Below are 25,062 nucleotides of genomic sequence, written 5' to 3' on the forward strand. Positions count from 1 at the left end.
CCACCCGAACAGGGTGGGAAGGCTCCTCCGGTACACACCCCACAGACGTCCCACAGCACCTCCGCAGGACCCACCTCCCCACATACCTCCGCCCACACCCACGTTGACGCGGACAGGAGCGGTCATGCCCGCCACGCACCATTCGTCAGCACCTCCGAACAGCAGCGAGCCCACGGCAGAGGCAGAGAAGGAACCGGCCGGGAAAGAGCCGGCAAAGAAGACAGCGGCGAAGAAGGCAACGGCAAAGAAGACAACGGGCAAGAAGGCCGCGAAGCCCGCCGCCCGCGTGCCCGGTCCGCCCGGTCCGCCGGGCCCCGCCGGCACCCGGCCCGCCGCCGCCGCGCAGACCACCCTCGGCCGTATCCCCGTCCTCGACGTGCGCCCCGTGGTGCAGCACGGGCGCAGGCCGGCCAAAGCGGTGACCGGTGAGTCGTTCGAGGTGTCCGCCACCGTGTTCCGGGAGGGGCACGACGCCGTGGGCGCCAATGTGGTCCTGCGCGACCCGAAGGGCCGCGTCGGCCCGTGGACACCGCTGCGCGAACTCGCCCCGGGCACCGACCGCTGGGGCGCCACCGTCACCGCGGGCGAACCGGGCCGCTGGACCTACACGGTGGAGGCCTGGTCCGACCCGGTCGCCACCTGGCGGCACCACGCTCGCATCAAGATCCCCGCGGGCATGGACACCGAACTGGTCCTGGAGGAGGGCGCGCGGCTGTACGAGCGCGCGGCGGCCGAAGTGCCCGCAGGGCAGCGGCCGGTCCTGCGGGAGGCGGTCCGGGCCCTGCGGGACGAGGACCGGCCGGCCGCCTGGCGCCTCGCGGCGGCGCTGGCCCCGGACGTGGAAGCGCTGCTGGCTCGTCACCCGTTGCGGGACCTGGTCACCGCCTCCGACCCGATGCCGCTGCTGGTGGAACGCGAACGGGCCCTGTACGGCTCCTGGTACGAGTTCTTCCCCCGCTCCGAAGGCACCGCCGAACAGCCGCACGGCACCTTCCGCACGGCCGCGCGTCGGCTCAAGCCCATCGCGGAGATGGGCTTCGACGTCGTCTACCTCCCCCCCGTCCACCCCATCGGCACGACCTTCCGCAAAGGGCCCGACAACACCCTCACCGCCGGCCCCGACGACGTGGGCGTGCCCTGGGCGATCGGCTCTCCCGAGGGCGGCCACGACAGCGTCCACCCCGCTCTCGGCACGATCGAGGACTTCGACTTCTTCGTCGCCGAGGCCCGCAAGCTGGGCCTGGAGGTGGCGCTGGACTTCGCGTTGCAGTGTTCGCCCGACCATCCCTGGGTGCACAAGCATCCCGAGTGGTTCCATCACCGCCCCGACGGCACGATCGCCTACGCCGAGAACCCGCCGAAGAAGTACCAGGACATCTACCCGGTCGCCTTCGACGCGGACCTGGACGGGCTGGTCGCCGAGACGGTACGGATCCTGCGGCACTGGATGGGGCACGGGGTGCGGATCTTCCGGGTCGACAACCCGCACACCAAGCCCGTCGTGTTCTGGGAGCGGGTCCTCGCCGAGGTCAACGGCCGCGACCCGGACGTGATCTTCCTGGCCGAGGCGTTCACCCGCCCGGCCATGATGCACACCCTGGCGCAGATCGGGTTCCAGCAGTCGTACACCTACTTCACCTGGCGCAACAGCAAGCAGGAACTCACCGAGTATTTCGGTGAGTTGGCGGGTGAGGCGGCGGCCTACATGCGGCCGAACCTCTTCGCCAACACCCCGGACATCCTGCACGCGTATCTGCAGCACGGCGGCCGGCCCGCCTTCGAGGTCCGCGCCGTGCTCGCCGCGACCCTCTCCCCCACCTGGGGCATCTACAGCGGCTACGAACTGTGCGAGAACACCCCGCTGCGCGAAGGCAGCGAGGAATACCTCAACTCCGAGAAGTACCAGCTCAAGCCACGCGACTGGGAGGCCGCGGCGCGCGAGGGCCGCACCATCGCACCGCTCATCACCAGGCTCAACGCCATCCGGAGGCAGAACCCGGCCCTGCGCCGGCTGCGCGATCTGCACTTCCACCACGCCGACAAGGACCCGGTCATCGCCTACTCCAAGCGGAGTGGCTCGAACACCGTTGTGGTGGTCGCCAACCTCGACCCCCACCACACCCAGGAAGCCACGGTCTCGTTGGACATGCCGCAACTCGGCCTGGACTGGCACGAGTCCGTGCCGGTGCGCGACGAGCTCACCGGCGAGACCTACTACTGGGGCAGGGCCAACTACGTGCGCCTCGAACCGGGTCACAGGCCCGCGCACGTCTTCGTCCTGCGACCGTCCAACCCGCAGATCGGAGGGTCACCCACCATATGATCGTCAACGAACCCGTCCCGGACACCTTCGAGGACACTCCCGCGGGGGACCGGGACCCGGACTGGTTCAAACGCGCCGTCTTCTACGAGGTCCTGGTCCGCTCCTTCCAGGACAGCGACGGCGACGGCATCGGCGACCTGAAGGGTCTGACCGCCAAGCTGGACTATCTGCAGTGGCTCGGCGTGGACTGCCTGTGGCTGCCGCCGTTCTTCAAGTCCCCGCTCAGGGACGGCGGTTACGACGTCTCCGACTACACCGCCGTGCTCCCGGACTTCGGTGACCTCGCCGACTTCGTGGAGTTCGTGGACGCCGCCCACCAACGCGGCATGCGCGTCATCATCGACTTCGTCATGAACCACACCAGCGACCAGCACCCGTGGTTCCAGGAGTCGAGGCGGGATCCGGACGGTCCGTACGGGGACTACTACGTCTGGGCCGACGACGACAAGCAGTTCCAGGGCGCCCGCATCATCTTCGTCGACACCGAGGCCTCCAACTGGACGTACGACCCCGTACGCAAGCAGTACTACTGGCACCGCTTCTTCTCGCATCAGCCGGACCTCAACTACGAGAACCCGGCCGTGCAGGAGGAGATGATCTCGGCGCTCAGGTTCTGGCTGGATCTCGGCATCGACGGATTCCGGCTCGACGCCGTGCCGTACCTGTACCAGCAGGAGGGCACCAACTGCGAGAACCTGCCCGCGACCCACCAGTTCCTGAAGCGGGTGCGCAAGGAGATCGACACCCAGTACCCGGACACCGTGCTGCTGGCCGAGGCCAACCAGTGGCCGGAGGACGTCGTCGACTACTTCGGCGACTTCGCCTCCGGCGGCGACGAGTGCCACATGGCCTTCCACTTCCCGGTCATGCCACGCATCTTCATGGCCGTCCGCCGCGAATCCCGCTACCCCGTCTCCGAGATCCTCGCCAAGACACCAGCCATCCCCTCCGGCTGCCAGTGGGGCATCTTCCTGCGCAACCACGACGAGCTGACCCTCGAAATGGTCACCGACGAAGAGCGCGACTACATGTGGGCCGAATACGCGAAAGACCCACGGATGCGCGCCAACATCGGCATCCGCCGCCGCCTCGCCCCCCTGCTCGACAACGACCGCAACCAGATCGAGCTGTTCACCGCCCTGCTGCTCTCCCTGCCCGGCTCGCCGATCCTCTACTACGGCGACGAGATCGGCATGGGCGACAACATCTGGCTCGGCGACCGCGACGCCGTCCGCACCCCGATGCAGTGGACCCCCGACCGCAACGCGGGTTTCTCGTCCAGCGACCCTGGACGCCTGTTCCTGCCCACGATCATGGACCCGGTCTACGGCTACCAGGTCACCAACGTCGAGGCCTCGATGTCCTCGCCGTCCTCGCTGCTGCACTGGACCCGCCGCATGATCGAGATCCGCAAGCAGAATCCTGCCTTCGGACTGGGGTCCTACAACGAGCTGCAGTCCTCCAACCCGGCGGTGCTCGCCTTTCTGCGCGAGTACGAGGACGACCTGGTGCTGTGCGTCCACAACTTCTCGCGCTTCGCCCAGCCCACGGAGCTGGACCTGAGCCGGTTCTGCGGGCGGCACCCGGTCGAGCTGTTCGGCGGGGTCCGCTTCCCGGCGATCGGCGAGCTGCCGTACCTGCTCACCCTCGCGGGGCACGGCTTCTACTGGTTCCGGCTGCGGCCGGACGCGGCTTAGGGCGCTGCGGGTGGGGCGGTTTCCACCGTCCCACCCGGGGCACGCATCAGTAACACCCCGACGATCCGGGGAAAGGACGTGCCACCCATGGCGGAAACGGTCACCCCTTCCGACAGCTCCCGTACGACCGGTCACCTCCTCGCTTCGCTCGATCCCCTGCTGCGCGAGTGGCTGCCCCGGCAGCGCTGGTTCGCCGGAAAGGGGCGCCCGGTCACCGGGTTCACGCCCGTGGCCGCCACCGAACTGCTTCCGCCCGATGGCCGGTTGGGGCTCTACCATCTGCTGCTGCGCGTCCACCAGCCGTCCGTACTGGGCGCCGAGCCCCACCCCGGTGACTGCTACCAGCTCCTCATAGGCGTGCGCGAGGCGCTGCCGCCCCGGCTGGCGCCCGCGCTGATCGGACATGTGGAGGGCGGGCCGCTCACCGGACGCACGGTGTACGAGGCCCTGTACGACCCCCGGCCCGCCGAGCTGCTCCTGGAGGCCCTGCGCACCCAGGCCCGCATCGGCGGGCTCTGTTTCGAGCGGGACCCGCGCCAGGAGATCCGCGAGGGCCTGGTGGCCCGGCTGATGACCGCCGAGCAGTCCAACTCGTCGGTCGTCTACGGCGATACGTTCATCCTGAAACTGCTGCGCCGGGTCGTGCCCGGCGTCAACCCCGATCTGGAGCTCCCGCTGGCGCTGGCCCGGGAGGGCTGCCCCCGGGTGCCCGCGCCGACGGCCTGGCTGCACACCGAGATCGGCACCGAGCCGTACGTGCTGGCCGTGCTGCAGCCGTTCATCAGCGGGGCGAGCGACGGCTGGGAGCTGGCGCTGCGCGAGCTGGCCAAGGGCGAGGACTTCGCCGTGGCGGCGCGTGAACTGGGCCGGGCCACCGCCGAGGTGCACACCGCGCTCGCCCGCGCCCTGCCGACGGTCACCCTCGGCCACCCCCAGCTGCGGTCGCTGGCCGACGGGATGACCGAGCGGCTGACGGCGGCCGTCCAGGCGGTGCCGGCGCTGCGGCCGTACGAGAGCGGGCTGCGCGCGTCCTACCGGGCGCTGGCCGGACTCGCCGGCGAGGGGCGCACCTGGACCGCGCAGCGGATCCACGGCGATCTGCACCTCGGTCAGTGTCTGCGCTCGCCGTCCGGAGCGTGGTCGCTGATCGACTTCGAGGGCGAGCCGGCCCGGCCGCCGGCCGAACGGCGGCTGCCGCAGCCGCCGGTGCGGGACATCGCGGGCATGCTGCGCTCCTTCGACTACGCGGCCCACTCGGCGAGCCCGCCCGCGCCGGACTGGGCGCGCGGCTGCCGGGCCGCCTACTGCTCCGGGTACGCGGAGGTGGCCGGCCGCGATCCGCGCACCGATCCGGTGCTGCTGCGGGCCTTCGAGACCGACAAGGCGGTCTACGAGGTCGTCTACGAGGCCCGGCACCGGCCCGACTGGCTCCCCGTACCACTGTCGGCGATCCGTCGCCTCGCCGCGTCCGCCCTGGAGGCCCGTTCGTGACGACCAAGAAGTCAGCCACCTCGAAGAAGACCCCGAGGACCCCGGATGCCGCCGTCTCCGCCGCGCTGGAGGCGGCCGACCGCGCACGGCTGTCGGACGGCACCCAGCATGATCCGCACGCCGTCCTGGGCGCCCACCCGGTGCCCGGCGGCGTCGCCTTCCGGGCCTTCCGGCCGTACGCGCTGTCCGTCACGGTCGTCACCGGCGAGCTGCGCGTCACGCTGCACGACGACGGCGAGGGGTTCTTCTCGGGGCTGCTGCCCCTGCGGGCCGTACCGGAGTACCGGCTGCTGGTGGAGTACGAGGGGACGGTCCTGGACACCGAGGACCCCTACCGCTTCCTGCCCACCCTCGGCGAGCTGGACCTGCATCTGATCGGCGAGGGCCGGCACGAGCAGCTGTGGCGGGCGCTCGGCGCGCACGTCACCACCCACCAGGGCGTGCCGGGCACCCGGTTCGCGGTGTGGGCGCCCAACGCGCGGGGCGTCCGGGTCACGGGCGGCTTCAACTTCTGGGACGGCACCGGTTTCCCGATGCGCTCGCTGGGCTCCTCGGGGGTGTGGGAGCTGTTCGTGCCGGGGATCGGCGCGGGCGAGGTGTACAAGTTCGAGATCACCCGCCCGGACGGCTCGCGCACCCTGCGCGCCGATCCGCTGGCCCGCCGTACCGAGGCGCCGCCCGCCACCGCGTCGATCGTGGACGCCTCGCACCACGAGTGGGCCGACGCGCAGTGGATGGCGCACCGGGCCGGCACCCCGGTGCACGAGGCCCCGTTCTCCGTGTACGAGGTCCACCTGCCCTCCTGGCGGCCCGGCCTGACCTATCGCGAACTCGCCGAACAACTTCCCACCTATGTAAAGGAGTTGGGCTTCACCCACGTGGAGCTGATGCCGGTCGCCGAGCACCCCTTCGGCGGCTCCTGGGGCTACCAGGTCACCGGTTTCTACGCCCCGACGGCCCGGCTCGGCACCCCGGACGACTTCAAGCACCTGGTGGACCGGCTGCACCAGGCCGGGATCGGCGTGCTGATGGACTGGGTCCCGGCGCACTTCCCGCGGGACGACTGGGCGCTGGCCGAGTTCGACGGGCGTCCGCTGTACGAGCATCACGATCCGCTGCGGGCCGCCCATCCCGACTGGGGCACCCTGGAGTTCGACTTCGGCCGCCGCGAGGTGCGCAACTTCCTGGTCGCCAACGCGGTGTACTGGTGCGAGGAGTTCCACATCGACGGGCTGCGGGTGGACGCCGTCGCCTCGATGCTCTACCTCGACTACTCGCGCGAGCCGGGCCAGTGGCAGCCGAACGAGCACGGCGGCCGGGAGAACCTGGACGCGGTGGCCTTTCTGCAGGAGATGAACGCCACCGTCTACCGGCGCTGCCCGGGCGTGGTGACCATCGCCGAGGAATCCACGGCCTGGGACGGCGTCACCCGCCCCACCCACCACAAGGGCCCGAGCGGCTTCGGCGGGCTCGGCTTCGGCCTGAAGTGGAACATGGGCTGGATGCACGACTCGCTGCAGTACATGGCCCACGAGCCGGTGCACCGCAAGTACCACCACCACGAGATGACCTTCTCGATGGTGTACGCGTACAGCGAGAACTACGTGCTGCCGATCTCCCACGACGAGGTCGTGCACGGCAAGCAGGCACTGGTCTCGAAGATGCCCGGCGACTGGTGGCAGCGCCGGGCCAACCACCGCGCCTATCTCGGCTTCATGTGGGCCCACCCCGGCAAGCAACTCCTGTTCATGGGCCAGGAGTTCGCCCAGGGGGCCGAGTGGTCCGAGGCGCACGGCCCCGACTGGTGGCTGCTCGACCCGTCCTACGGCGCCGCGGCCGACCACCGGGGCGTACGGGATCTCGTGCGCGACCTGAACACCCTGTACCGGGACACCCCGGCCCTGTGGCAGCGGGACACCGACCCGGCGGGCTTCCAGTGGATCGCCGGGGACGCGGCGGACGACAACGTCTTCGCGTTCCTGCGCCTCGACGCCGACGGCAACCCGCTCCTCGCGGTCTCCCATCTGTCCCCGGTGGTCCGCCACGACTACCGGCTCGGCGTCCCGGAGGACGTACCGGCCTGGCACGAGAGCCTCACCACGGACGCCACGCGGTACGGCGGCAGCGGCGTCACCAACCCCGATGTCGTCAAACCGGAACCCCGGGCCTGGCACGGCCGCCCGGCCAGTGTGCGGCTGACCCTGCCCCCGCTGGCCACGGTCTGGCTGAAGCCCGCCTGCCCGTCCGGGCCGGGACGCGCCCTATAGTTCCCCCCAGGTCAACTTCAGTGCGCTACGGGGGGATTGAGGCACGTGCGACCCTACAGACCGGTGACCGCCCTGCTGTGTGCCGTCGCCGTCCTGCTCCTGGGCGGCTGCGGCACCCGGGCGGCCGGCGGGACCTCTCCGGCGCGGACCGGGCCGGTCCCGTGGACCGTCTTCGGGCCCTCCGGAGTCACCGGCGCCCGGCTCGGCGCCGACCACCGCACGCTCAGCGTCGACGCGCGGATACCCAGCGGCAAGGACCCCTGCGTGCGGAACCTCAGGGCGGCGGTGACGGACACCGGGCCGGAGCACATGTGGGTGCAGGTCACCTTCGAGTCGCCGAACGGGGACCGGCGTTCGGGATGCACCGGGCAGCGCACCGCCACGGCACAGGTCCGGCTGCCGCAGCCGCTGGGCAAGCGGGATCTGATCGTCGACAACGACACGGTCTTCACCGCCGACGGCACCAAGCCGCCCGCGCTGCGGCTGTGCGGGCGGCTCGGCTGCCACCCGCCGGCCACCGGCTGCACCACGGCCTCCTACGAACAGGCCATGATCGCCGTCGACGCGCCCCTGCACTCCTACCGTGACGACCAGCACTGCGACGGCACGTGGCTGGTGCTGGACTTCTCCTGGCGCACGGGACCGGCGGCCTGCGGCGACGGCGGCGGCGAGAACTCCGGCTGCTCGCCGTCCCTGGGCGACCGCTGGTTCTTCCGGGCCGAGCGCTCCGGCTGGAAACCGTTCTTGGAGAGCACGGGCGGCGGCTGCCGGGCCGTGCAGCGCAGAGAACCGGCCTTCCCGACCGCGCTGTGCGCGCAGCTGGCCCCGCTGTCCTCCGCGCTGCACCCGAGCTACCCGCCGCCGTCCGCCGCACCGACCCGTACGACGGCCCCTACGCCCCGGTGACGCCCGCCGCCAGCGCCCCCGGCAGCCGGTCCGTGTACAGCACCCCGAGCCGCTGGGTGGCCCGGGTCAGGGCGACGTACAGGTCGCTGGTGCCGTAGCGGGCCGGTTCCACCACCAGGACCGAGTCGAATTCGAGGCCCTTGGCCTGGCGGGGGTCGAGCAGCACGACCGTACGGGTCAGATCGGGCTCGGCACCCGCCGTGACCCCGTCCAGCCGGGCGGCCAGCGAGCGGTGCAGCTCGCGCGGGGCGATGACCGCGAGCCGGCCCTCGTCCGGGGTGAGTTCGGCGACCGCCTTGGCCACGGCCTCGGGCAGCTCGCCGTGCGCCTGCCGCACCCAGGGCCGTACGCCCGTGGAGCGGACCGAGCTGGGCGGCTCGAAGCCCGGGTGCTCGGCGCGGACCACGGCCGCGGCCAGCTCCATGATCTCGGCCGGGGTGCGGTAGTTGACGCCGAGCCGGGTGTGCTCCCAGCGGTCCTCGACATAGGGCGCGAGGATGTCCGCCCAGGAGCCGACACCGGCCGCCTCGGCGGTCTGGGCGGGGTCGCCGACCAGGGTCATCGAGCGGGTCGGGCTGCGCCGCATCAGCAGCCGCCAGGCCATCGGCGACAGCTCCTGGGCCTCGTCGACGATGATGTGCCCGAACGCCCAGGTCCGGTCGGCCGCGGCCCGCTCGGCGGCGCTGCGGTGGTCCGCCTCCTCCTGCCGCTCGGCGAACCGCTCGGCGTCGATGATGTCGTGCGCGGACAGCACCTCGGAATCGTCGTCGTGCTTGTCCTCGAACTCGTACGTCCGGGACGCGTACGACACGTCCAGCACGCCCTGCGCATAGGCGATCTGCGTCTCGCGCTCACGCTCGGCACGCGCCCGTACCAGCCGGTCGTCCTCGCCGAGGAGTTCGGCCGCCTCGTCCAGCAGGGGGACGTCGGCGACGGTCCAGGCGCGGGTCACCGGGCGCCGGACGGCGTCCGCGTCCGCCTGCGGCAGATAGTCGTGCGGCTCGGCGAGGAAGTCGGCGACCAGCCGCTGCGGGCTGATCCGCGGCCACAACTGGTCTATGGCGGACCAGACTTCGGGGTTCTCGGCGAGGTCGTCGCGGATCTGGGTGATGTCGGAGGCGTCGAGCAGACTGCCGCCGTCGTACGGGTCGGTGCCCACGCGTTCGGCGTACAGCTCGGTGAGGGTGTTGAGGATGTGGCCCTCGAAGTGCTCCCGGGCCGTGTTGTGCGGCAGCTTGGCCGCGCGGGTGCGCTCACGTGCGACGCCGACCAGCCCGTCGTCGAGCATCAGCACCTCGCGGTCGTGCTCGATCGCGATCACCGGGTCGGGCAGGGCCTGCCGGTCGCGTACGACGGCGGCGAGCACCTCGGCCATGTCGGCGCGGCCCTTCACGGCGGCCGCCTCCGGGGTGTCGGTCGCGGTGGCCTTCACGCCGGGGAACAGCTCGCCGACCGTGGCGAGCAGCACGCCCGTCTCACCGAGCGAGGGCAGCACCTCGCCGATGTAGCCGAGGAAGGCCGGGTTGGGGCCGACGATCAGCACGGCCCGGCGGGCCAGCAGCTCGCGGTACTCGTAGAGGAGATAGGCGGCGCGGTGCAGCGCGACCGCCGTCTTCCCCGTACCCGGCCCGCCCTCGACCACCAGCACCCCGCGGTACGGCGCCCGGATGATCTCGTCCTGCTCGGCCTGGATGGTCTGCACGATGTCGCTCATCCGGCCGGTGCGTGCGCTGTTGAGCGCGGCCAGCAGCACGGCGTCGCCGTTGTGGTCCTCGTACCCGGTGCGGGTCGCGTCGCCGAGATCGAGGATCTCGTCGTGCAGCGAGGTCACGGTCCGGCCCTCGGTGGTGATGTGCCGGCGCCGCCGCAGGCCCATCGGGGTGTACCCGGTGGCCAGGTAGAAGGGGCGGGCGACATCGGCCCGCCAGTCGATGAGGACCGGCGTGTGCTCGGCGTCGTCCTCGCGCAGCCCGATCCGGCCGATGTGGTGGGCGGTGCCGTCGGCCAGGTCGATCCGGCCGAAGCAGAGCGAGCCGTCCACGGCGTTCAGCGCGGCGAGCAGCCCCGAGCGCTCGGCCACCAGGATGTCCCGCTCCAGCCGGGCCTGCATGGGCTTGTCGCCCTGGGCGAGCGCGTCCGTGACCGAGGTCTCGGTCTCGCCGCGCAGCACGTCCACGCGCGCGTACAGTCCGTCGATGAATTCCTGCTCGCGCCGCAATTCATCGTCCGGAAATTCGGTGTTTGACAATTCCGCTCCCGCCCGGATATACTGTGCCCAGTGAACTTCTCCGCGACCTAATTCGAAATGAAGTCGCGAACCACTGAATATACGCACAGAAATCCCCCGAGCGCAATTGCTCAGGGGATTTTTTGGTGGGCGGCTCCGCTTCAGAGCACGTCGGCGAGCTCCTCCAGCAGTCGCCGCTTGGGCCGCGCCCCCACCATCGACCGCACCGGCTCACCGTCCCGGAAGACCATCAGGGTCGGCGTCGACAGCACGCCGTAGGCGATGGTCGTCCGCGGATTGCGGTCCACATCCAGTTGCACGATCTTCAGCCGGTCGCCCTCCTCGAAGGCGATGTCCTTCAGCACCGGTGCGAGCTGCCGGCACGGCCCGCACCAGTCGGCGGTGAACTGCACCAGCACCGGAAGACCGGAGCCGATCACCTCCGCCTCGAAATCGGCGTCCGTCACCTGCGACAGTCCGCTCGTCACGCTCATCGCGAAAGCCCTCCCAGTTCGCATACGGGCTCCGGGCCCCCCGGAACCAGCGCCTCGGCGGCCAGCGCGTCCCGGGCCAGCTCGGCCCGCCGCAACTGCCCCGCGACCGTCTCCCGCACCGCCGCGAGCTGCCCCATGAGCGCGTCCAGCTCGCCCAGCTTGCGCCGGTAGACGTCCAGCGAGGCCGGGCAGGAGTCGCCCTCCGGGTGCCCGGCGCGCAGGCACTCCACGAAGGGCCGCGTCTCCTCCAGCTCGAACCCGAAGTCCCGCAGCGTCCGGATCTGCTCCAGCAGCCGCAGGTCGGCCTCGTCGTACGTGCGGTGTCCGTTGCCGTCCCGCCGGGCCGGCAGCAGCCCGCGTGCCTCGTAGTAGCGCAGGGTGCGGGTCGTGGTCCCGGCCCGTGCGGCCAGCTCGCCGATTCGCATGCCTGCGACGGTAGGCGTTGACGTCGGCGTCAAGGCAAGGCCGGGGGCAGCAGCGGCTTGCGCCGCACCGGTGAGGACAGCACGATCGAGGTCGTCGTACGGCCCAGCGCCGAGGTCTGCTCCAGGATCTCGTCCAGGTGCGCGGTGTCGGTGACGGCGGCCTTCAGGATCCAGCAGTCCTCGCCGACGACGTGGTGCACCTCGATGATCTCCGGCCGGCCGGTCAGCTCCAGGGTCCTCGGATGCTTGAGGGTGTAGCCGCCGTGCGGGCTCACCCGGATGAAGGCCTGGATGCCGTAGCCGAGGCGGCCGGGCGCGACCTGGGCGCCGTACCCCTCCACCACGCCCGCCGCCTCCAGCCGGCGCACCCGCTCGGCCACGGCCGCCGGGCTCAGACTGACCCGCCGGCCCAGCTCGCTGAGCCGGATCCGCCCGTCCGTCTGCAGCAGTTCGAGGATCCGCCGGTCCACCCCGTCGAAGGCCACCGATGTTTCGCTGGCGACGGCCCGCAGCTGCCGTGGTTCTTTCGGTGCGGTGGCCGTATCTCCCATGACTCCCCCTTCTTGGACCGCTGTGCCGCCCGGAGAATTATGGACATGGGAACGGCGCGAGACGTACTGGTGATCGGCGGCAACCGCTATTTCGGCAAGCGGCTGATCGGGCGGCTGCTGGCGGCCGGTGACCGGGTGACGGTCCTGAACCGGGGTTCGACGGCCCCGCCGCCGGGCGCGGTGCACCTGATCGCCGACCGGAACGACGAGAACGCCCTGGCCGAGGCCATCGGGACGCGGACGTTCGACGTCGTCCTCGACCAGGTCTGCTACACGCCGCGCCAGGCCGCGATCGCCCGCCGCGTCCTCGCCGGGCGCACCGGCCGCTATGTGCTGACCTCGACGGTGGAGGTGTACGAGCACGAGGACTCCGGGCTGCCCGTACCGGAGAGCGCGGTGGACCCGGCCACGTACGCGGTGGACCTGGACCTGCCCTGGGACGACCCCGGGTTCCTGGAGTCCCACTACGGCGAGGGCAAGCGGCAGGCAGAGGCGGTGCTGCACGGCTCCGGCCTCCCGTTCGTGTCCGTCCGGGTGGCCCATGTCCTGGGCGGTGACGACGACTTCACGGGCCGTCTCCAGCACTACGCCGACCGCATCCGCACGGGTGCCCCCATAGCCGTACCGCCGGTCGCGCGTCCGGCGACGTACCTCCACGTCGAGGAGATCGCGGACTTCCTGTTCTGGGCGGCGGGCGAGGAGTTCACGGGCCCGGTCAACGCCGCCTCGCACGGAGAGCTGGGTGTCGAGGAGCTGTGCGCGGAGGTGGCGGCCCACCTCGGCGCGGCCGGGCCGGTGTTCGCGGTGACCGGCTCCGCCGAGGTCTCCCCGTTCGCCTTCCGGCGCCACTACGCCATGGACAACTCCCGGGCCGTACGGCTCGGTTTCTCCTTCGGGACGGTACGGCAGTGGCTGCCGAACGCCGTCGCCGAGACCCTGGGAAAGGACAACTGACGTGCACTACCGCACCCTTGGCGGGCTCACAGTGAGCGCGGTCGGGCTCGGAGCCATGCCGCTGTCGATCGAGGGCCGCCCCGACGACGGACGCGCCCTGGCCACCGTGCACGCGGCGCTGGAGGCGGGCGTGACCCTGCTGGACACGGCCGACTCCTACCATCTGCCGGGCCAGGACCCCGGCCACAACGAACTCCTGGTCGCGCGTGCGCTCGCGACCTACGGCGGTGACACCGACGGCGTGCTGGTGGCCACCAAGGGCGGCCGGGGCCGCCCGGCCGACGGCAGCTGGACGGTGACGGGCACGCCCCGGCACCTCAAGGCGGCCGCCGAGGCCTCCGCGAAGCGACTCGGCGTCGAGGCGATCGGGCTGTACCAGCTGCACAAGCCCGACCCGGCCGTGCCCTTCGAGGAGTCCGTAGGCGCGCTGCGCGAACTGCTGGACGCGGGCACGATCCGCCTGGCGGGCCTGTCCAACGTGACCACGGACCAGATCCACCGCGCCCGCGCGATCCTCGGCGACCGCCTGGTGTCGGTGCAGAACCGCTACTCCCCCGAGGTGCGCGACAGCGAGCCGGAGCTGCGGCTGTGCGCGGAACTGGGGCTGGCGTTCCTGCCCTGGAGCCCCCTGGGCGGGATCTCGCGCAGCTCCCTGGACGGGCCGTCGCGACCGGCGCGGCGCGCCGCACGGTTCGCGGCGTTTCACGAGGTGGCGCACGAGCGCGGGGTGAGCCCGCAGCAGGTCTGCCTGGCCTGGCTGCTGTCCCGTTCCCCGGCGGTGATCCCGATCCCGGGCGCGAGCCGGCCGGAGACGATCCGGGACTCGGCACACGCGGCGGACCTGCACCTGACCGACGCGGAGCTGGCGAGGCTGCCCTAGACGGTCACCCCGGCCGACTCCTCGACCTCCATCAGCGAGGCGCTGTGCCGTTCCTCCTCGAACTTCTTCCGGCCGCCGCGCAGCCCGAACAGCCGCTTCGCGAGGGCGATGTAGAGCACGGCGAGGATGTTCAGGACCAGGGTGACGATCTTCAGGTAGCTGACCTTCTCGGAGAGTTCGTAGATCTCCAGCGGGAGGAAGGCGGCCGTCGCGACCACGGTCAGGTACTCGGCCCAGCGCTTGGCGTACCAGAGGCCGCCCGCCTCGACCAGCTCGATCAGCGCGTAGGCGAGCAGCAGGGCGGCCACCAGCAGCAGCGTGGAGTGCTTGTAGCCGAAGGCCTTCTGGATGGAGCCGACGACCGGGGAATGGTCGAGGTCGTAGTGGAAGTGCCGGAAGACCGGGCGGAAGACGTCCAGGTTCTGGTTGAACAGCCGGCGCACGGCATCCTGGCTGTTGCTGAACTTCCACACCGCGACCGCGACGAGCACGATGAACACCCCGCGCACCGCCCGCTCGATCGCCAGGAAGCGCAGGATGAACAGATCCCGCAGCACCTTTCCGCGCGCCACCAGCGGGGCGTCGTCGGCCGGCCCCGAGCCGTGCGGCTCCCCGAGCACGAAGTCACCACAGCGCAGACAGCGCCACACGTCCCCGAGCGCGGTCTCGGCGTGCAGCCGCAGGCGCAGGCGGGGGTCGTCGGGCGCGTAGGTCACATGGCCCTTCCGCGCGCAGGTCCGCCGGTCCCAGTCGATCTTCATCCCCCGTGCCTCCGTACAGGTGCTGACTCACACGTATTGACGCCATACACGAACGTGCCGTTCCGAATGATCCGGAGCGGCACGTTAGTGGATCGGAGCAAGGGATGCTCAGCCGGCCGAGCTGTTCGCCAGTTCCCTCTCCTCGGTCTTCACCTCAGGTGCGGCCTTTTCACGGCGTGGCAGCAGAACGGCCACGAGGATCGTGCCGGCGCCGAGGATCACCGCGCCGACCAGGCTGGTGTGGGCGACGGCGTCGGAGAAGGAGGAGCCGACCGCGTGGGCCATCTGCCGGGCGCCGGCGGCGAGTTCGGCGGCCTGCTGCTTGAGCTGGGCGGCCTGCTGCGGGTTGGTGGCGTGGGCTGCCTGCGTGCCCAGCTGGTTCGCCTTCTCGACGATGCCCTGCGCGACGGCGTATCCGGCGCCGACCGAGTCCTGCGCGGTGTCCAGGGCGCTCGCGGGCAGCTTGCTGCCGGCGGTGGCGTCGCGCAGGTGGTTGCCGTACGACGTGGCGAGCAGTGAGCCGAGGATCGCGATGCCGAGCGAGCCGCCCAGTTCCAGCGAGGTGTCGTTGACCGCGCCGCCGACGCCCAGCTCGGACTCCGGGAAGGCGCCCATGATGGCGTCGGTGCAGGGCGAGAGGGCGAGGCCGATGGCGAGGCCGAGGATGATCAGCGGGGCCACGAAGTCGCCGTACGTGGAGCCCGCGTCGACCCGGGTCAGCAGCGCGAGGGCGGTCGTGCCGCCGACCATGCCCGCCGTGACGGTCCACTTCATGCCGACGCGCGGGGTCAGGAAGCCGGTCAGGGCCGAGCCGACGAAGACGGCGCCGGCCAGCGGCAGCATCCGTACGCCGGTCTCCAGGGCGTCGTAGCCGAGGACGAACTGGAGGTGCTGGGTGAGGTAGTAGAAGGCGCCGAAGACGGCCAGGAAGAACAGGGCCACGGCGAGGTTGGAGCCGGCGAAGCGGCGCTGCGCGAAGCGGCGGACGTCCAGGATCGGGCGGGGGTGGCGCAGCTCCCAGGGGACGAAGGCGACCAGGCCGGCGCCGGCGACGACCGCGGCCGTGACCGCCTTCGCGCCCCAGCCGAAGTGCGGGCCCTCGATGATCATGTAGATCAGCGAGCCGGTCCAGATCACCGACAGCAGTCCGCCGACGTAGTCGATGCGGTCGTGGTGCCCGGCCTTGGACGGCGGGATGAGCACGAAGGCGGCGACGATCGCCACGGCTGCGATGGGCACGTTGATCAGGAAGGTCGAGGCCCAGCCGTGGTCCCGCAGCAGCGCGCCCGCGACGACGGGACCTGCGGCGATGGCGAGGCCGGCCGTCGCGGTCCAGAGCGTGATCGCCTTGGCCCGCTCGGCTCGCGGGAAGGTCGCGGCGAGCAGGGAGAGCGTGGCGGGCATGATCAGCGCCGCGCCGACGCCCATCACGGCGCGGGCCGCGATGACGGTCGCCGCGCTGTCGGCGAGGTAGCCGAAGACGGCGCCGCCGCCGAAGACGACGAGGCCGAGGACCAGGGCGCCCCGCCGGCTGTACTTGTCGCCGATCGCGCCGAGCAGCAGCATCAGCGCGGCGTAGGGGACGGTGTAGCCGTCGATCACCCACTGCAGGTCGGAGCTGGAGAGCCCGAGGTCCTTCGTCATGTCGGGTGCGGCGACCGTGAGGGCGGTGTTCGCCATCACGATGATCAGCAGGCTCAGACAGAGCACGAGCAGTGCCCACCAGCGCCGGGCGTACGGGCGCTCCATCTTCTCGACCGGTTCGGTCATGACGAGTCGCATGGCAGGGGTCGCCTTCCTCAAATGCGCGACGAGAACTTCACGGGTTGCGCTCGGTGGACCCGCACGGGACTTGCACAGAACCGTGGAATTGCACAACCATGTGCAATGTACGCCGTTGCACAGGACTGTGCAAGTCGGCCGGGGAAGACCGAGCGAAGGCAGAGGGAAGGCACAATGACGGCCATGACCACGGGTAACATCAGCCGCGCCGACGCCAACCGGCGCCGCATCCTCGACGTCGCCCTCGCTGAACTGCTGCGCGATCCCGACGCCTCCATGGACCAGATCGCGCGCGCCGCGGGCGTCGTACGGCGGACCGTGTACGGCCATTTCCCCAGCCGTGAGGCGCTGATCAGCACGCTGGTCGACGGGGCCGTGGAGGCGCTGGCGGACGCGGACGCCCGGGCGCGGGAGGGGGTGACGGATCCGGCGGAGGCGGTGGCCCGCTCGGTGCTCGCGCTCTGGGAGATCGCCGACCGCTATCGGCTGCTGGTGGCCCTGGCCCAGCGCACGGTCACCGTCCAGGGCATCCGCGAACGCCTCGCCCCGCTGCGCGCCAACAAGGTCGAGGTGCTCCAACAGGGCCTGGCGGCAGGCGTGTTCAGCTCACCGCTGCCGGCGCCGGCGCTGGCGTACGTGCACGAGCAGCTGCTGTTCGCGGTGATGGAGGCGGTGAACGACGGCCTCCTGGCAGCGGACGAGGCGGGCCGCTCGGCCACGGTCACGGTGCTGACCGCGGCGGGCATGCCCGCCTCGTCGGCCACGGCGCTGGTGGCCAAGGTGAGTGAAGAGCCGTCGCCGCATCAGTCGTAGGCGAATCAGCGGTCCGCGCATCAGCCGTAGGCGAATCAGCGGTCCGCGCATCAGCCGTGGGCGCATCAGCCGTGGAAAATGCCGGATGCCCGGCCCCGGTTCAGGCGGGGCCGGACATCCGGTGATCTTTGCAGGTCAGGCCTTGGCCAGCGCCTTCTCCTGCGGCTCGGGAACCTCGGTGACCGTCCCCTGGGGCTCGTCCAGCAGCGTGGTCTCGTCGAACGGCAGCTCACCGGCGAGCACCCGGTGCACCCGCTCCTTGTCGATCTCCTTGGTCCACGTGCCCACCAGCACGGTGGCGACGGCGTTGCCCGCGAAGTTCGTCAGGGCGCGGGCCTCGCTCATGAAGCGGTCGATGCCGACGATCAGGCCGACACCGTCGACCAGCGCGGGCTTGTGCGACTGGAGGCCGCCGGCCAGGGTCGCGAGCCCGGCGCCGCTGACGCCCGCCGCGCCCTTGGACGCCAGCAGCAGGAACAGCAGCAGCGGGATCTGCTCGCCGACCGACATCGGCGTGCCCAGCGCGTCCGCGATGTACAGCGACGCCATGGTCATGTAGATCATCGTGCCGTCGAGGTTGAAGGAGTAGCCGGTCGGCACGGTGATGCCGACGACCGGCTTGCTGACGCCCAGGTGCTCCATCTTCGCGATGAGCCGCGGCAGCGCGGACTCGGAGGACGAGGTGGACAGGATCAGCAGGAACTCCCGCGCCAGGTACTTGCAGAGGGAGAAGACGTTCAGGCCCGCGACGATCCGCAGGATCGCGCCGAGTACGACGAAGACGAACAGGACGCAGGTGACGTAGAACCCGAGCATCAGCACGGCGAGGCTCTTCAGCGCGGCCAGGCCGGCCGAGCCGGTCACGGCCGCGATCGCGCCGAAGGCGCCGATCGGCGCGGCCCACATGACCATCGACAGGATGCGGAAGACGAGCCGCTGGATGTGCTCGACGCCGCGCAGCACGGGCTGCCCGACCGGGCCCATGGCCTGCAGCGCGAACCCGGCGAGCAGGGCCACCAGCAGCGTCTGGAGGACCTGGCCCCCGGTGAAGGCGGAGACGAACGTGGTCGGGATGATCGACAGCACGAAGTCGACGGGCGGCAGGGCGTCGGCGGACACCTGGGCGTGGCCGGTGTGCTTGATCGCGTTCGTCAGGTGCAGTCCGTCGCCGGGGTGGAGCACGTTGCCGACGACGAGCCCGATGGCGAGCGCGACGAGCGACATCACGAGGAAGTAGCCGAGGGCGATACCGCCGACGGCACCGACCTTCGCGGCCTTCCGTACCGACCCGATACCGATCACGATCGTGCAGAAGATGATCGGCGAGATCATCATCTTGATCAGGTTGACGAAACCGGTACCGAGCGGCTTCAGCTGGACGGCGGCGTCGGGCCAGATGAGTCCCACGGCGATGCCGAGCGCGACCGCCACGATGACGGCGATGTACAGGTAATGGGTTCGGTCCCGTTTCACACGGGGCACGGCAGGTGCCGTATCGGGGGTGCTGGCGGCCACGGCTGCCCTCCTTGACGTCTTCGTCGGCATCACCGGCGTGCGGCTCACGTCCGGGGGTTGTGGGGGATGCCGTGACTATCTCCCGCCCTGTGAGGGCGGTCACCCTTCCGTTCATTTAGTTCACGCTTAACCGACGAGACACACGAAGAGGCACACTGCTGGCATGCGCGTCCCCCGTCTCCCCCGGCCCCGCAGCCTGGCCGGCCAGCTCTTCGCCATGCAGGCCGTGCTGATAGCGGTGGTCGTGGCCGGGTACGCGCTGTTCACCTACGTCAGCGACCAGCGGCAGGCCGAGGACGCGGCGGTCCGCCAGGTCACGGCGGTGGCCCGCTCGATCGCGGACGCGCCCTCGGTCCGCTCGGCGATCCACACCGCCGACCCCTCGGCCGCGCTGGAGCCGTACGCCCTGCAGGTCATGCGGGACACGGACGTCGACTTCGTCACGATCATGAACCCGGACGGGATCCGCTGGACCCACCCCGACCGGAACCAGATCGGCAAACGCTTCCTCGGCCGTATCGACCCCGCCCTGCACGGCCACACCTTCACCGAGACCTACACCGGCACCCTCGGCCCGTCCGTCCGCGCGGTGACCCCCGTCGAGGAGAACGGCCGGGTCATCGGCCTGGTCAGCGCCGGCATCAAGGTGGAGGAGATCAGCGCCCGGGTCCAGGACCAGGTCACGGCGCTGCTCGGGGTGGCCGGCGGCACCCTGCTGCTGGGCGCGGTCGGCACGTACGTCGTCAACGCCCGGCTGCGCCGCCACACCCACGGCATGAACGCCGCCGAGCTGAGCCGGATGCACGACTACCACCAGGCGGCGCTGCACGCGGTCCGCGAGGGCCTGCTGATGCTGGACGGGCAGTACAGGGTGGCGCTGATCAACGACGGCGGACGGGAACTGCTGGGGGTGGGCCCGGAGGATGACGTGATCGGCCGCTCGGTCGCCGACCTCGGCCTGCCGGCCCCCCTGACCGGCGCGCTGCTGTCCTCGCAGCCCCGGGTCGACGAGGTGCATCTGACGGCGACCCGGGTGCTGATGGTGAACACGTCCCCGGTGTCGGGAGGTGAGCAGCGAGGAACGGTGGCGACCTTGCGCGATGTCACCGAACTCCAGTCGCTGATGGGCGAGTTGGACTCGGAGCGCGGCTTCACCCAGGCCCTGCGCTCCCAGGCGCACGAAGCGGCGAACCGCCTGCACACGGTGGTGTCGCTGATCGAGCTGGGCCGGGCCGAGGAGGCGGTGGCGTTCGCCACGGCGGAACTGGAGCTGGCCCAGGCGCTGACCGACCAGGTGGTCGCGGCGGTCGGCGAGCCGGTGCTCGCGGCCCTGCTGCTCGGCAAGACGGCCCAGGCCAACGAACGGGGCGTGGAACTGGTGGTGTCCCCGGACAGCCGCCTCGACGACGGCCTGCTCCCCGAAGGGCTGTCCGCGCGGGACCTCGTCACCATCCTCGGCAACCTGATCGACAACGCGGTGGACGCGGCGCAGGGCAGCGCGCGGGCGCGGGTGACCGTGACGGCGTACGCCTCGGACGCCGAACTGGTGCTGCGGGTGTCCGACACCGGCCCCGGTGTCGACCCGGCCCATGCCGACCTGGTATTCCAGCGGGGGTTCTCGACGAAGCCGGCCGGGCCGGGCGGCCGGGGTCTCGGGCTGGCCCTGGTCCGGCAGGCGGTGACCCGTCACGAGGGCACGTTGACGGTGGCGGAGTCGGACGAGGACGGCGAGGGCGGAGCGATGTTCGAGGTGCGGCTGCCGCTGCGGCCGGCGGCGGGTGACGGCGGATGACCGCGGACCAGCAGCCGATCCGGGTCCTCGTGGTCGAGGACGACCCGGTCGCCGCCGACGCCCATGTGCTGTACGTCGGCCGGGTACCGGGCTTCGTCGCGGTCGGCAAGGCCCACACGGGCGCGGAGGCACGCCGCGTCCTGGACCGTACGCCCGTGGACCTGCTGCTCCTGGATCTGCACCTCCCCGACGTCCACGGCCTGCAGTTCGCCCGCTCCCTGCGCGCGGCCGGCCATCACGCGGACGTCATAGCGGTCACGTCGGCACGCGATCTGGCGGTCGTGCGGGAGGGCGTCTCGCTGGGCGTGGTCCAGTACGTCCTGAAGCCCTTCACCTTCGCCACACTCCGGGACCGCCTGGTCCGCTACGCCGAGTTCCACGCGGCGGCGGGCGAGGCGAGCGGCCAGGACGAGGTCGACCGCGCCCTGGCGACGCTCCGGGCACCGTCGCCCGCGGCGCTGCCGAAGGGGCTGAGCGGGCCGACGCTGGAGCGGGTGACGGGCACCCTGCGGGAGGCACCGGCCGGGCTCACCGCCGCCGGCGTGGCCGAGGCGGTCGGCATCTCCCGCATCACCGCACGCCGCTACCTGGAACACCTGGTCGACACGGGCCGCGCCGACCGCAGCCCGCAGTACGGACAGGTGGGGCGCCCCGAGCTGGTTTATCGGTGGGTTCCGCAGGGGCGGTGAGCCGGTGAACGGCGCCGGGAGGATCCGCGTACTCCAATTGCGCGCACACGCATTGACCTGACTAGACCACTCCTCTTACCTTCGCACGGCAACCACCTGGCCACGTTGAAGTGCGCCCTCAGGAGGTCATGCCCGTGCGCCCCACCGCCGCTCTCTCCGCCCTCCTCACCGCCGCCCTCGCCGCCACCGCCCTCACCGCGTGCGGCTCGGGCTCCGGAAGCAGCCCGAACACCCTCAAGGTGTCCTACAAACAGTCGACCGACAACTCGGTCAAGGTGATGGACGCATTGACCTGACTAGTCTTACCTTCGCACGGCAACCACCTGGCCACGTTGAAGGATCGTGCGCCCCACCGCCGCTCTCTCCGCCCTCCTCACCGCCGCCCTCGCCGCCACCGTTCGAGAAGAACACCCTCAAGGTGTCCTACAAACAGTCGACCGACAACTCGGTCAAGGTGATGGACACGTATCTCGCCGGGATCAAGAAGGAGTTCGAGAAGAAGTACCCGGGAAAGAAGGTCGAGTTCGTGCCGATCAAGGCCCCGGACTCCGAGTACTACACCAAGGTCCAGCAGATGATGCGCTCGCCGAGGACCGCGCCGGACCTGGTCTACGAGGACACCTTCCTCATCAACTCCGACATCACCAGCGGGTACTTGAGGCCGCTCGACCCGTATCTGGCCCAGTGGCCGGAGTGGAAGCAGTTCATCGACACCGCGAAGGCGTCGGCCAGGGGGCAGGACGGGAAGACGTACGGCGTCCCGGACGGGACCGACACCCGGGGGCTGTGGTTCGACAAGCGCGTCTTCCGCACGGCCGGACTGCCGCTGGACTGGCAGCCGAAGAACTGGGACGACGTCCTCGCCGCCGCCCGCACCATCAAGCAGAAGGTCCCCGGTGTCGTCCCGCTCAACGTGTACACCGGCAAACCGGCCGGTGAGCGGGCCACCATGCAGGGCATGGAGATGCTGCTCTACGGCACGGGCGACGGAAAGTCCGATCCCCTGTACGACAGCGGCAGCAAGAAGTGGATCGCGGGGAGCCAGGGGTTCACGGACTCGCTGAAGTTCGTCGAGAGCGTCTACAAAGAGAAACTTGGGCCCGACGTCTCCGACGCCCTCGACCCCAACTACGCCACCACCGTCATGGGCGAGCTGCTCCCCCAGGGCAAGCTCGGCATCGACCTCGACGGCTCCTGGCTGCCGCAGACTTGGCTCCCGGGCAGCGGGCGCGACTGGCCGGACTGGTCCCAGCAGCTGGGGCTGGCGTACATGCCGACCCAGCATGGGCAGGCGCCGGGCAAGGTGAGCATGTCCGGCGGCTGGACCTGGGCCGTCCCGGCCAAGGCGGGCAACCCCGGCCTCGCCTTCGACTTCATCAAGGCCATGCAGAGCGAGGCCAACGCCAAGAAGTGGTACATCGCCAACTCCGGCATCTCGGTCCGCAAGGACGTCGCCGCCGACCCGGCGTACGCCACCGCCCAGCCCGGCATCAAGTTCTTCACCGACCTGGTCTCCAGCACCCACTACCGGCCCGCCTATCCGGCGTATCCGAAGGTGTCGACCGCGATCCAGGAGGCGATGGACAGCGTGACGACCGGTGACTCGTCCGCACAAAAGGCAGCAAACGGGTACGACTCGACCCTCAAGGACGTCACCGGCGGCCAAGTGGTCCGGAAGTGATGCACCACCGGCGCCGGATCGCCCGGGCCCTCCCCCTCTCCCCCGCCGTCGTCCTCCTGCTGCTCCTCCTCGCCGGGCCGATCGCCTACTGCGTCTACATCGCCTTCACCGACCTGCAGTTGACCGGGCAGGCGCACGCGTCGTTCGTCGGGTTCGCCAACTTCCGGCGCGCCTTTAAGGACCCGGAGTTCCGCAACGCCGTCTGGCTGACGCTGGTGTTCACCGTGCTGTCCTCGCTCGTCGGGCAGAACACCCTGGGGCTCGCCCTGGCCGCGCTGATGAAGCGGGCCTCGAAGCCGGTGCGCACGCTCACCGGCGGGGTCGTCATCACGGCCTGGGTGCTGCCCGAGGTGGTGGCCGGGTTTCTGCTGTACGCGTTCTTCCGGCGGGAGGGGACCTTGAACGCCATCCTCGACTGGCTTCATCTCCCCCGCCAGAACTGGCTGTTCACCCTGCCCGTCCTCGCGGTGTCCTTCGCCAACGTCTGGCGCGGTACGGCGTTCTCGATGCTCGTCTACTCCGCCGCCCTCGACGAGATACCGGGCGAGATCACCGAGGCCGCCGAGGTGGACGGGGCCGGCGGGTGGCGGCGGATGTGGCACATCACGCTGCCGATGATCCGGCGGTCCATCGGCACCAACCTCATGCTCAACACCCTGCAAACGCTGTCCGTCTTCGGGCTGATCTGGGTGATGACCCGGGGCGGGCCCGGCAACAAGAGCCAGACGCTGCCGCTGTTCATGTACGAGCAGGCCTTCCAGAACAGCATGATCGGGTACGGCACCGCGGTCGCCCTGCTCCTGCTGCTCGTCGGGTCCCTGTTCTCGGTCGTGTATCTGCGGCTGCTGCGGACGGAGGTGTGAGACCGAGATGCCCCGCAAGCGCGCCTCCCGCCGGCTCGCCGCCGACGTCTCCCTGCTGGTCGTGGCCGTCGCCTTCGCGCTGCCCCTGGCCTGGGTGGTGCTGTCCTCCGTGGATCCGCACGCCGGTCTGCGGGTCAGGGTCCCGGACGGCTTCACCCTGGGCAACTTCGACGCGATCCTGACCCCGGACATCACCTACACCCCGCTGCTCAACAGCCTGGTCCTGTGCGGCGGCGGCACCGCGCTGACCGTCGTGTGCGCGGCCCTCGCCGCCTATCCCCTCTCCCGATTCCGGTCCCGGCTCAACCGGCCGTTCCTGCTGACGATCCTGTTCGCGACCAGCCTGCCGATCACCGCGATCATGGTGCCGGTGTACGCGCTGTTCGTGCGGGTGAACCTGATCGACACCCTGCAGGGCACGGTCTTCTTCTTCGCCGCCTCCCAGCTCCCGTTCGCCATCTGGCTGATGAAGAACTTCATGGACGGGGTACCGAAGGAGCTGGAGGAGGCGGCCTGGACGGACGGGGCGTCCTCGCTGCAGTCCCTGGTCCGGATCGTGCTGCCGCTGATGGGGCCGGGTCTCGCCGTCGTCACCGTGTTCTCGTTCGTGATGATGTGGGGGAACTTCTTCGTCCCGTTCATGCTGCTGCTCAGCCCGGACCGGATGCCGGCCTCGGTCAGCATCAACGACTTCTTCGGCAACCGGGGCATGGTCGCCTACGGACAGCTGGCCGCGTTCTCCGTCATCTATTCGACGCCGGTGATCCTTTTGTACGTTCTGGTGGCACGCAGACTGGGCGGCGGCTTCGCGCTGGGCGGCGCGGTGAAGGGGTAACGTTGAGTAACCCCAGGTGACGGGCGTGACACCAAGTGCCATGACAAGGGGGGCGATCTAGACGTACGAATCTACGATGTGTGATCTCGTTCGAACGGACCGTAGTCAGCACGGGA

The 25,062-nt window shown here is 70.7% G+C and carries 19 protein-coding genes and 2 pseudogenes; 14 read left to right on the forward strand and 7 right to left on the reverse strand.

The window, feature by feature from the left end; all coding sequences use genetic code 11:
* The first annotated feature begins 124 nt into the window (after positions 1 to 124).
* The 5 genes from AB5L52_RS14005 to AB5L52_RS14025 all read left to right on the forward strand — a co-directional run bounded on the left by AB5L52_RS14005 (position 125) and on the right by AB5L52_RS14025 (position 8,684).
* Complete coding sequence (locus AB5L52_RS14005) at positions 125 to 2,323, forward strand: maltotransferase domain-containing protein (protein WP_369364278.1); 2,199 nt, start codon at positions 125 to 127, stop codon at positions 2,321 to 2,323.
* Positions 2,320 to 4,020, forward strand: a complete 1,701-nt coding sequence (gene treS, locus AB5L52_RS14010; protein ID WP_369364280.1) for a maltose alpha-D-glucosyltransferase — start codon at positions 2,320 to 2,322, stop codon at positions 4,018 to 4,020. Before AB5L52_RS14005 ends, treS begins: the two co-directional genes overlap by 4 nt.
* 87 nt (positions 4,021 to 4,107) lie before the next feature.
* The gene (locus tag AB5L52_RS14015) at positions 4,108 to 5,511 is read left to right on the forward strand and encodes a maltokinase (protein ID WP_369364281.1); all 1,404 of its coding nucleotides are present in this window, start codon (positions 4,108 to 4,110) and stop codon (positions 5,509 to 5,511) included.
* Positions 5,445 to 7,778 (forward strand): 1,4-alpha-glucan branching enzyme, encoded by a 2,334-nt coding sequence (glgB, locus tag AB5L52_RS14020; protein ID WP_369368868.1) that lies wholly within the window; start codon positions 5,445 to 5,447, stop codon positions 7,776 to 7,778. The genes AB5L52_RS14015 and glgB overlap by 67 nt, the downstream gene beginning before the upstream one ends.
* 45 nt (positions 7,779 to 7,823) lie before the next feature.
* On the forward strand, positions 7,824 to 8,684 hold the full coding sequence (locus AB5L52_RS14025; protein WP_351029419.1) for a hypothetical protein: 861 nt from the start codon (positions 7,824 to 7,826) through the stop codon (positions 8,682 to 8,684).
* Here AB5L52_RS14025 and AB5L52_RS14030 read toward each other — a convergent pair.
* The 4 genes from AB5L52_RS14030 to AB5L52_RS14045 all read right to left on the reverse strand — a co-directional run bounded on the left by AB5L52_RS14030 (position 8,671) and on the right by AB5L52_RS14045 (position 12,381).
* Positions 8,671 to 10,902 (reverse strand): UvrD-helicase domain-containing protein, encoded by a 2,232-nt coding sequence (locus AB5L52_RS14030; protein ID WP_369368870.1) that lies wholly within the window; start codon positions 10,900 to 10,902, stop codon positions 8,671 to 8,673. The genes AB5L52_RS14025 and AB5L52_RS14030 overlap by 14 nt on opposite strands.
* Before the next feature lie 170 nt (positions 10,903 to 11,072).
* Positions 11,073 to 11,405, reverse strand: a complete 333-nt coding sequence (locus AB5L52_RS14035) for a thioredoxin domain-containing protein (protein ID WP_351029417.1) — start codon at positions 11,403 to 11,405, stop codon at positions 11,073 to 11,075.
* A complete protein-coding gene (locus tag AB5L52_RS14040; RefSeq protein ID WP_351029416.1) occupies positions 11,402 to 11,830 on the reverse strand; it encodes a MerR family transcriptional regulator in 429 nt (142 codons plus the stop codon). Before AB5L52_RS14040 ends, AB5L52_RS14035 begins: the two co-directional genes overlap by 4 nt.
* A gap of 29 nt (positions 11,831 to 11,859) precedes the next feature.
* The gene (locus AB5L52_RS14045) at positions 11,860 to 12,381 is read right to left on the reverse strand and encodes an Lrp/AsnC family transcriptional regulator (protein WP_351029415.1); all 522 of its coding nucleotides are present in this window, start codon (positions 12,379 to 12,381) and stop codon (positions 11,860 to 11,862) included.
* A 45-nt stretch (positions 12,382 to 12,426) separates the two neighbouring features.
* Here AB5L52_RS14045 and AB5L52_RS14050 point away from each other — a divergent pair, with 45 nt between their 5' ends.
* On the forward strand, positions 12,427 to 13,335 hold the full coding sequence (locus AB5L52_RS14050; RefSeq protein WP_369364284.1) for an NAD-dependent epimerase/dehydratase family protein: 909 nt from the start codon (positions 12,427 to 12,429) through the stop codon (positions 13,333 to 13,335).
* A gap of 1 nt (position 13,336) precedes the next feature.
* The gene (locus tag AB5L52_RS14055) at positions 13,337 to 14,215 is read left to right on the forward strand and encodes an aldo/keto reductase (protein ID WP_369364286.1); all 879 of its coding nucleotides are present in this window, start codon (positions 13,337 to 13,339) and stop codon (positions 14,213 to 14,215) included.
* On the opposite strand, the gene AB5L52_RS14060 is transcribed toward AB5L52_RS14055, so the two are convergent.
* Positions 14,212 to 14,976, reverse strand: a complete 765-nt coding sequence (locus AB5L52_RS14060; RefSeq protein ID WP_369364288.1) for a DUF2127 domain-containing protein — start codon at positions 14,974 to 14,976, stop codon at positions 14,212 to 14,214. The genes AB5L52_RS14055 and AB5L52_RS14060 overlap by 4 nt on opposite strands.
* A 108-nt stretch (positions 14,977 to 15,084) precedes the next feature.
* Entirely contained in the window at positions 15,085 to 16,758 is a 1,674-nt protein-coding gene (locus AB5L52_RS14065) for an MFS transporter (protein ID WP_369364289.1), read from the reverse strand.
* 174 nt (positions 16,759 to 16,932) lie between these two features.
* On the opposite strand from AB5L52_RS14065, the gene AB5L52_RS14070 reads away from it, so the two are divergent.
* Positions 16,933 to 17,571 carry a TetR/AcrR family transcriptional regulator gene (locus AB5L52_RS14070; RefSeq protein WP_351029408.1) on the forward strand — a complete coding sequence of 213 codons (639 nt, stop codon included), beginning with the start codon at positions 16,933 to 16,935 and terminating at the stop codon, positions 17,569 to 17,571.
* 135 nt (positions 17,572 to 17,706) lie between these two features.
* Here AB5L52_RS14070 and AB5L52_RS14075 read toward each other — a convergent pair whose 3' ends face one another.
* The gene (locus tag AB5L52_RS14075) at positions 17,707 to 19,116 is read right to left on the reverse strand and encodes a cation:dicarboxylate symporter family transporter (RefSeq protein ID WP_351029436.1); all 1,410 of its coding nucleotides are present in this window, start codon (positions 19,114 to 19,116) and stop codon (positions 17,707 to 17,709) included.
* Between the two features lie 133 nt (positions 19,117 to 19,249).
* Here AB5L52_RS14075 and AB5L52_RS14080 point away from each other — a divergent pair, with 133 nt between their 5' ends.
* From AB5L52_RS14080 to AB5L52_RS14105, 6 genes and pseudogenes are all read left to right on the forward strand, one after another.
* Entirely contained in the window at positions 19,250 to 20,878 is a 1,629-nt protein-coding gene (locus AB5L52_RS14080; RefSeq protein WP_369364292.1) for an ATP-binding protein, read from the forward strand.
* Entirely contained in the window at positions 20,875 to 21,567 is a 693-nt protein-coding gene (locus AB5L52_RS14085; RefSeq protein ID WP_351029404.1) for a response regulator, read from the forward strand. Before AB5L52_RS14080 ends, AB5L52_RS14085 begins: the two co-directional genes overlap by 4 nt.
* 128 nt (positions 21,568 to 21,695) lie before the next feature.
* A pseudogene (locus AB5L52_RS14090) lies at positions 21,696 to 21,851 on the forward strand (ABC transporter substrate-binding protein); the annotation flags it as partial.
* A 58-nt stretch (positions 21,852 to 21,909) separates the two neighbouring features.
* Positions 21,910 to 23,248: pseudogene (locus tag AB5L52_RS14095) on the forward strand (extracellular solute-binding protein).
* On the forward strand, positions 23,248 to 24,111 hold the full coding sequence (locus AB5L52_RS14100; protein ID WP_369364294.1) for a carbohydrate ABC transporter permease: 864 nt from the start codon (positions 23,248 to 23,250) through the stop codon (positions 24,109 to 24,111). Before AB5L52_RS14095 ends, AB5L52_RS14100 begins: the two are co-directional and overlap by 1 nt.
* Before the next feature lie 7 nt (positions 24,112 to 24,118).
* Positions 24,119 to 24,946 (forward strand): carbohydrate ABC transporter permease, encoded by an 828-nt coding sequence (locus tag AB5L52_RS14105; protein ID WP_351029394.1) that lies wholly within the window; start codon positions 24,119 to 24,121, stop codon positions 24,944 to 24,946.
* Positions 24,947 to 25,062: the final 116 nt, after the last annotated feature.

This window comes from Streptomyces sp. CG4 (assembly GCF_041080655.1).
Lineage (GTDB): Bacteria > Actinomycetota > Actinomycetes > Streptomycetales > Streptomycetaceae > Streptomyces.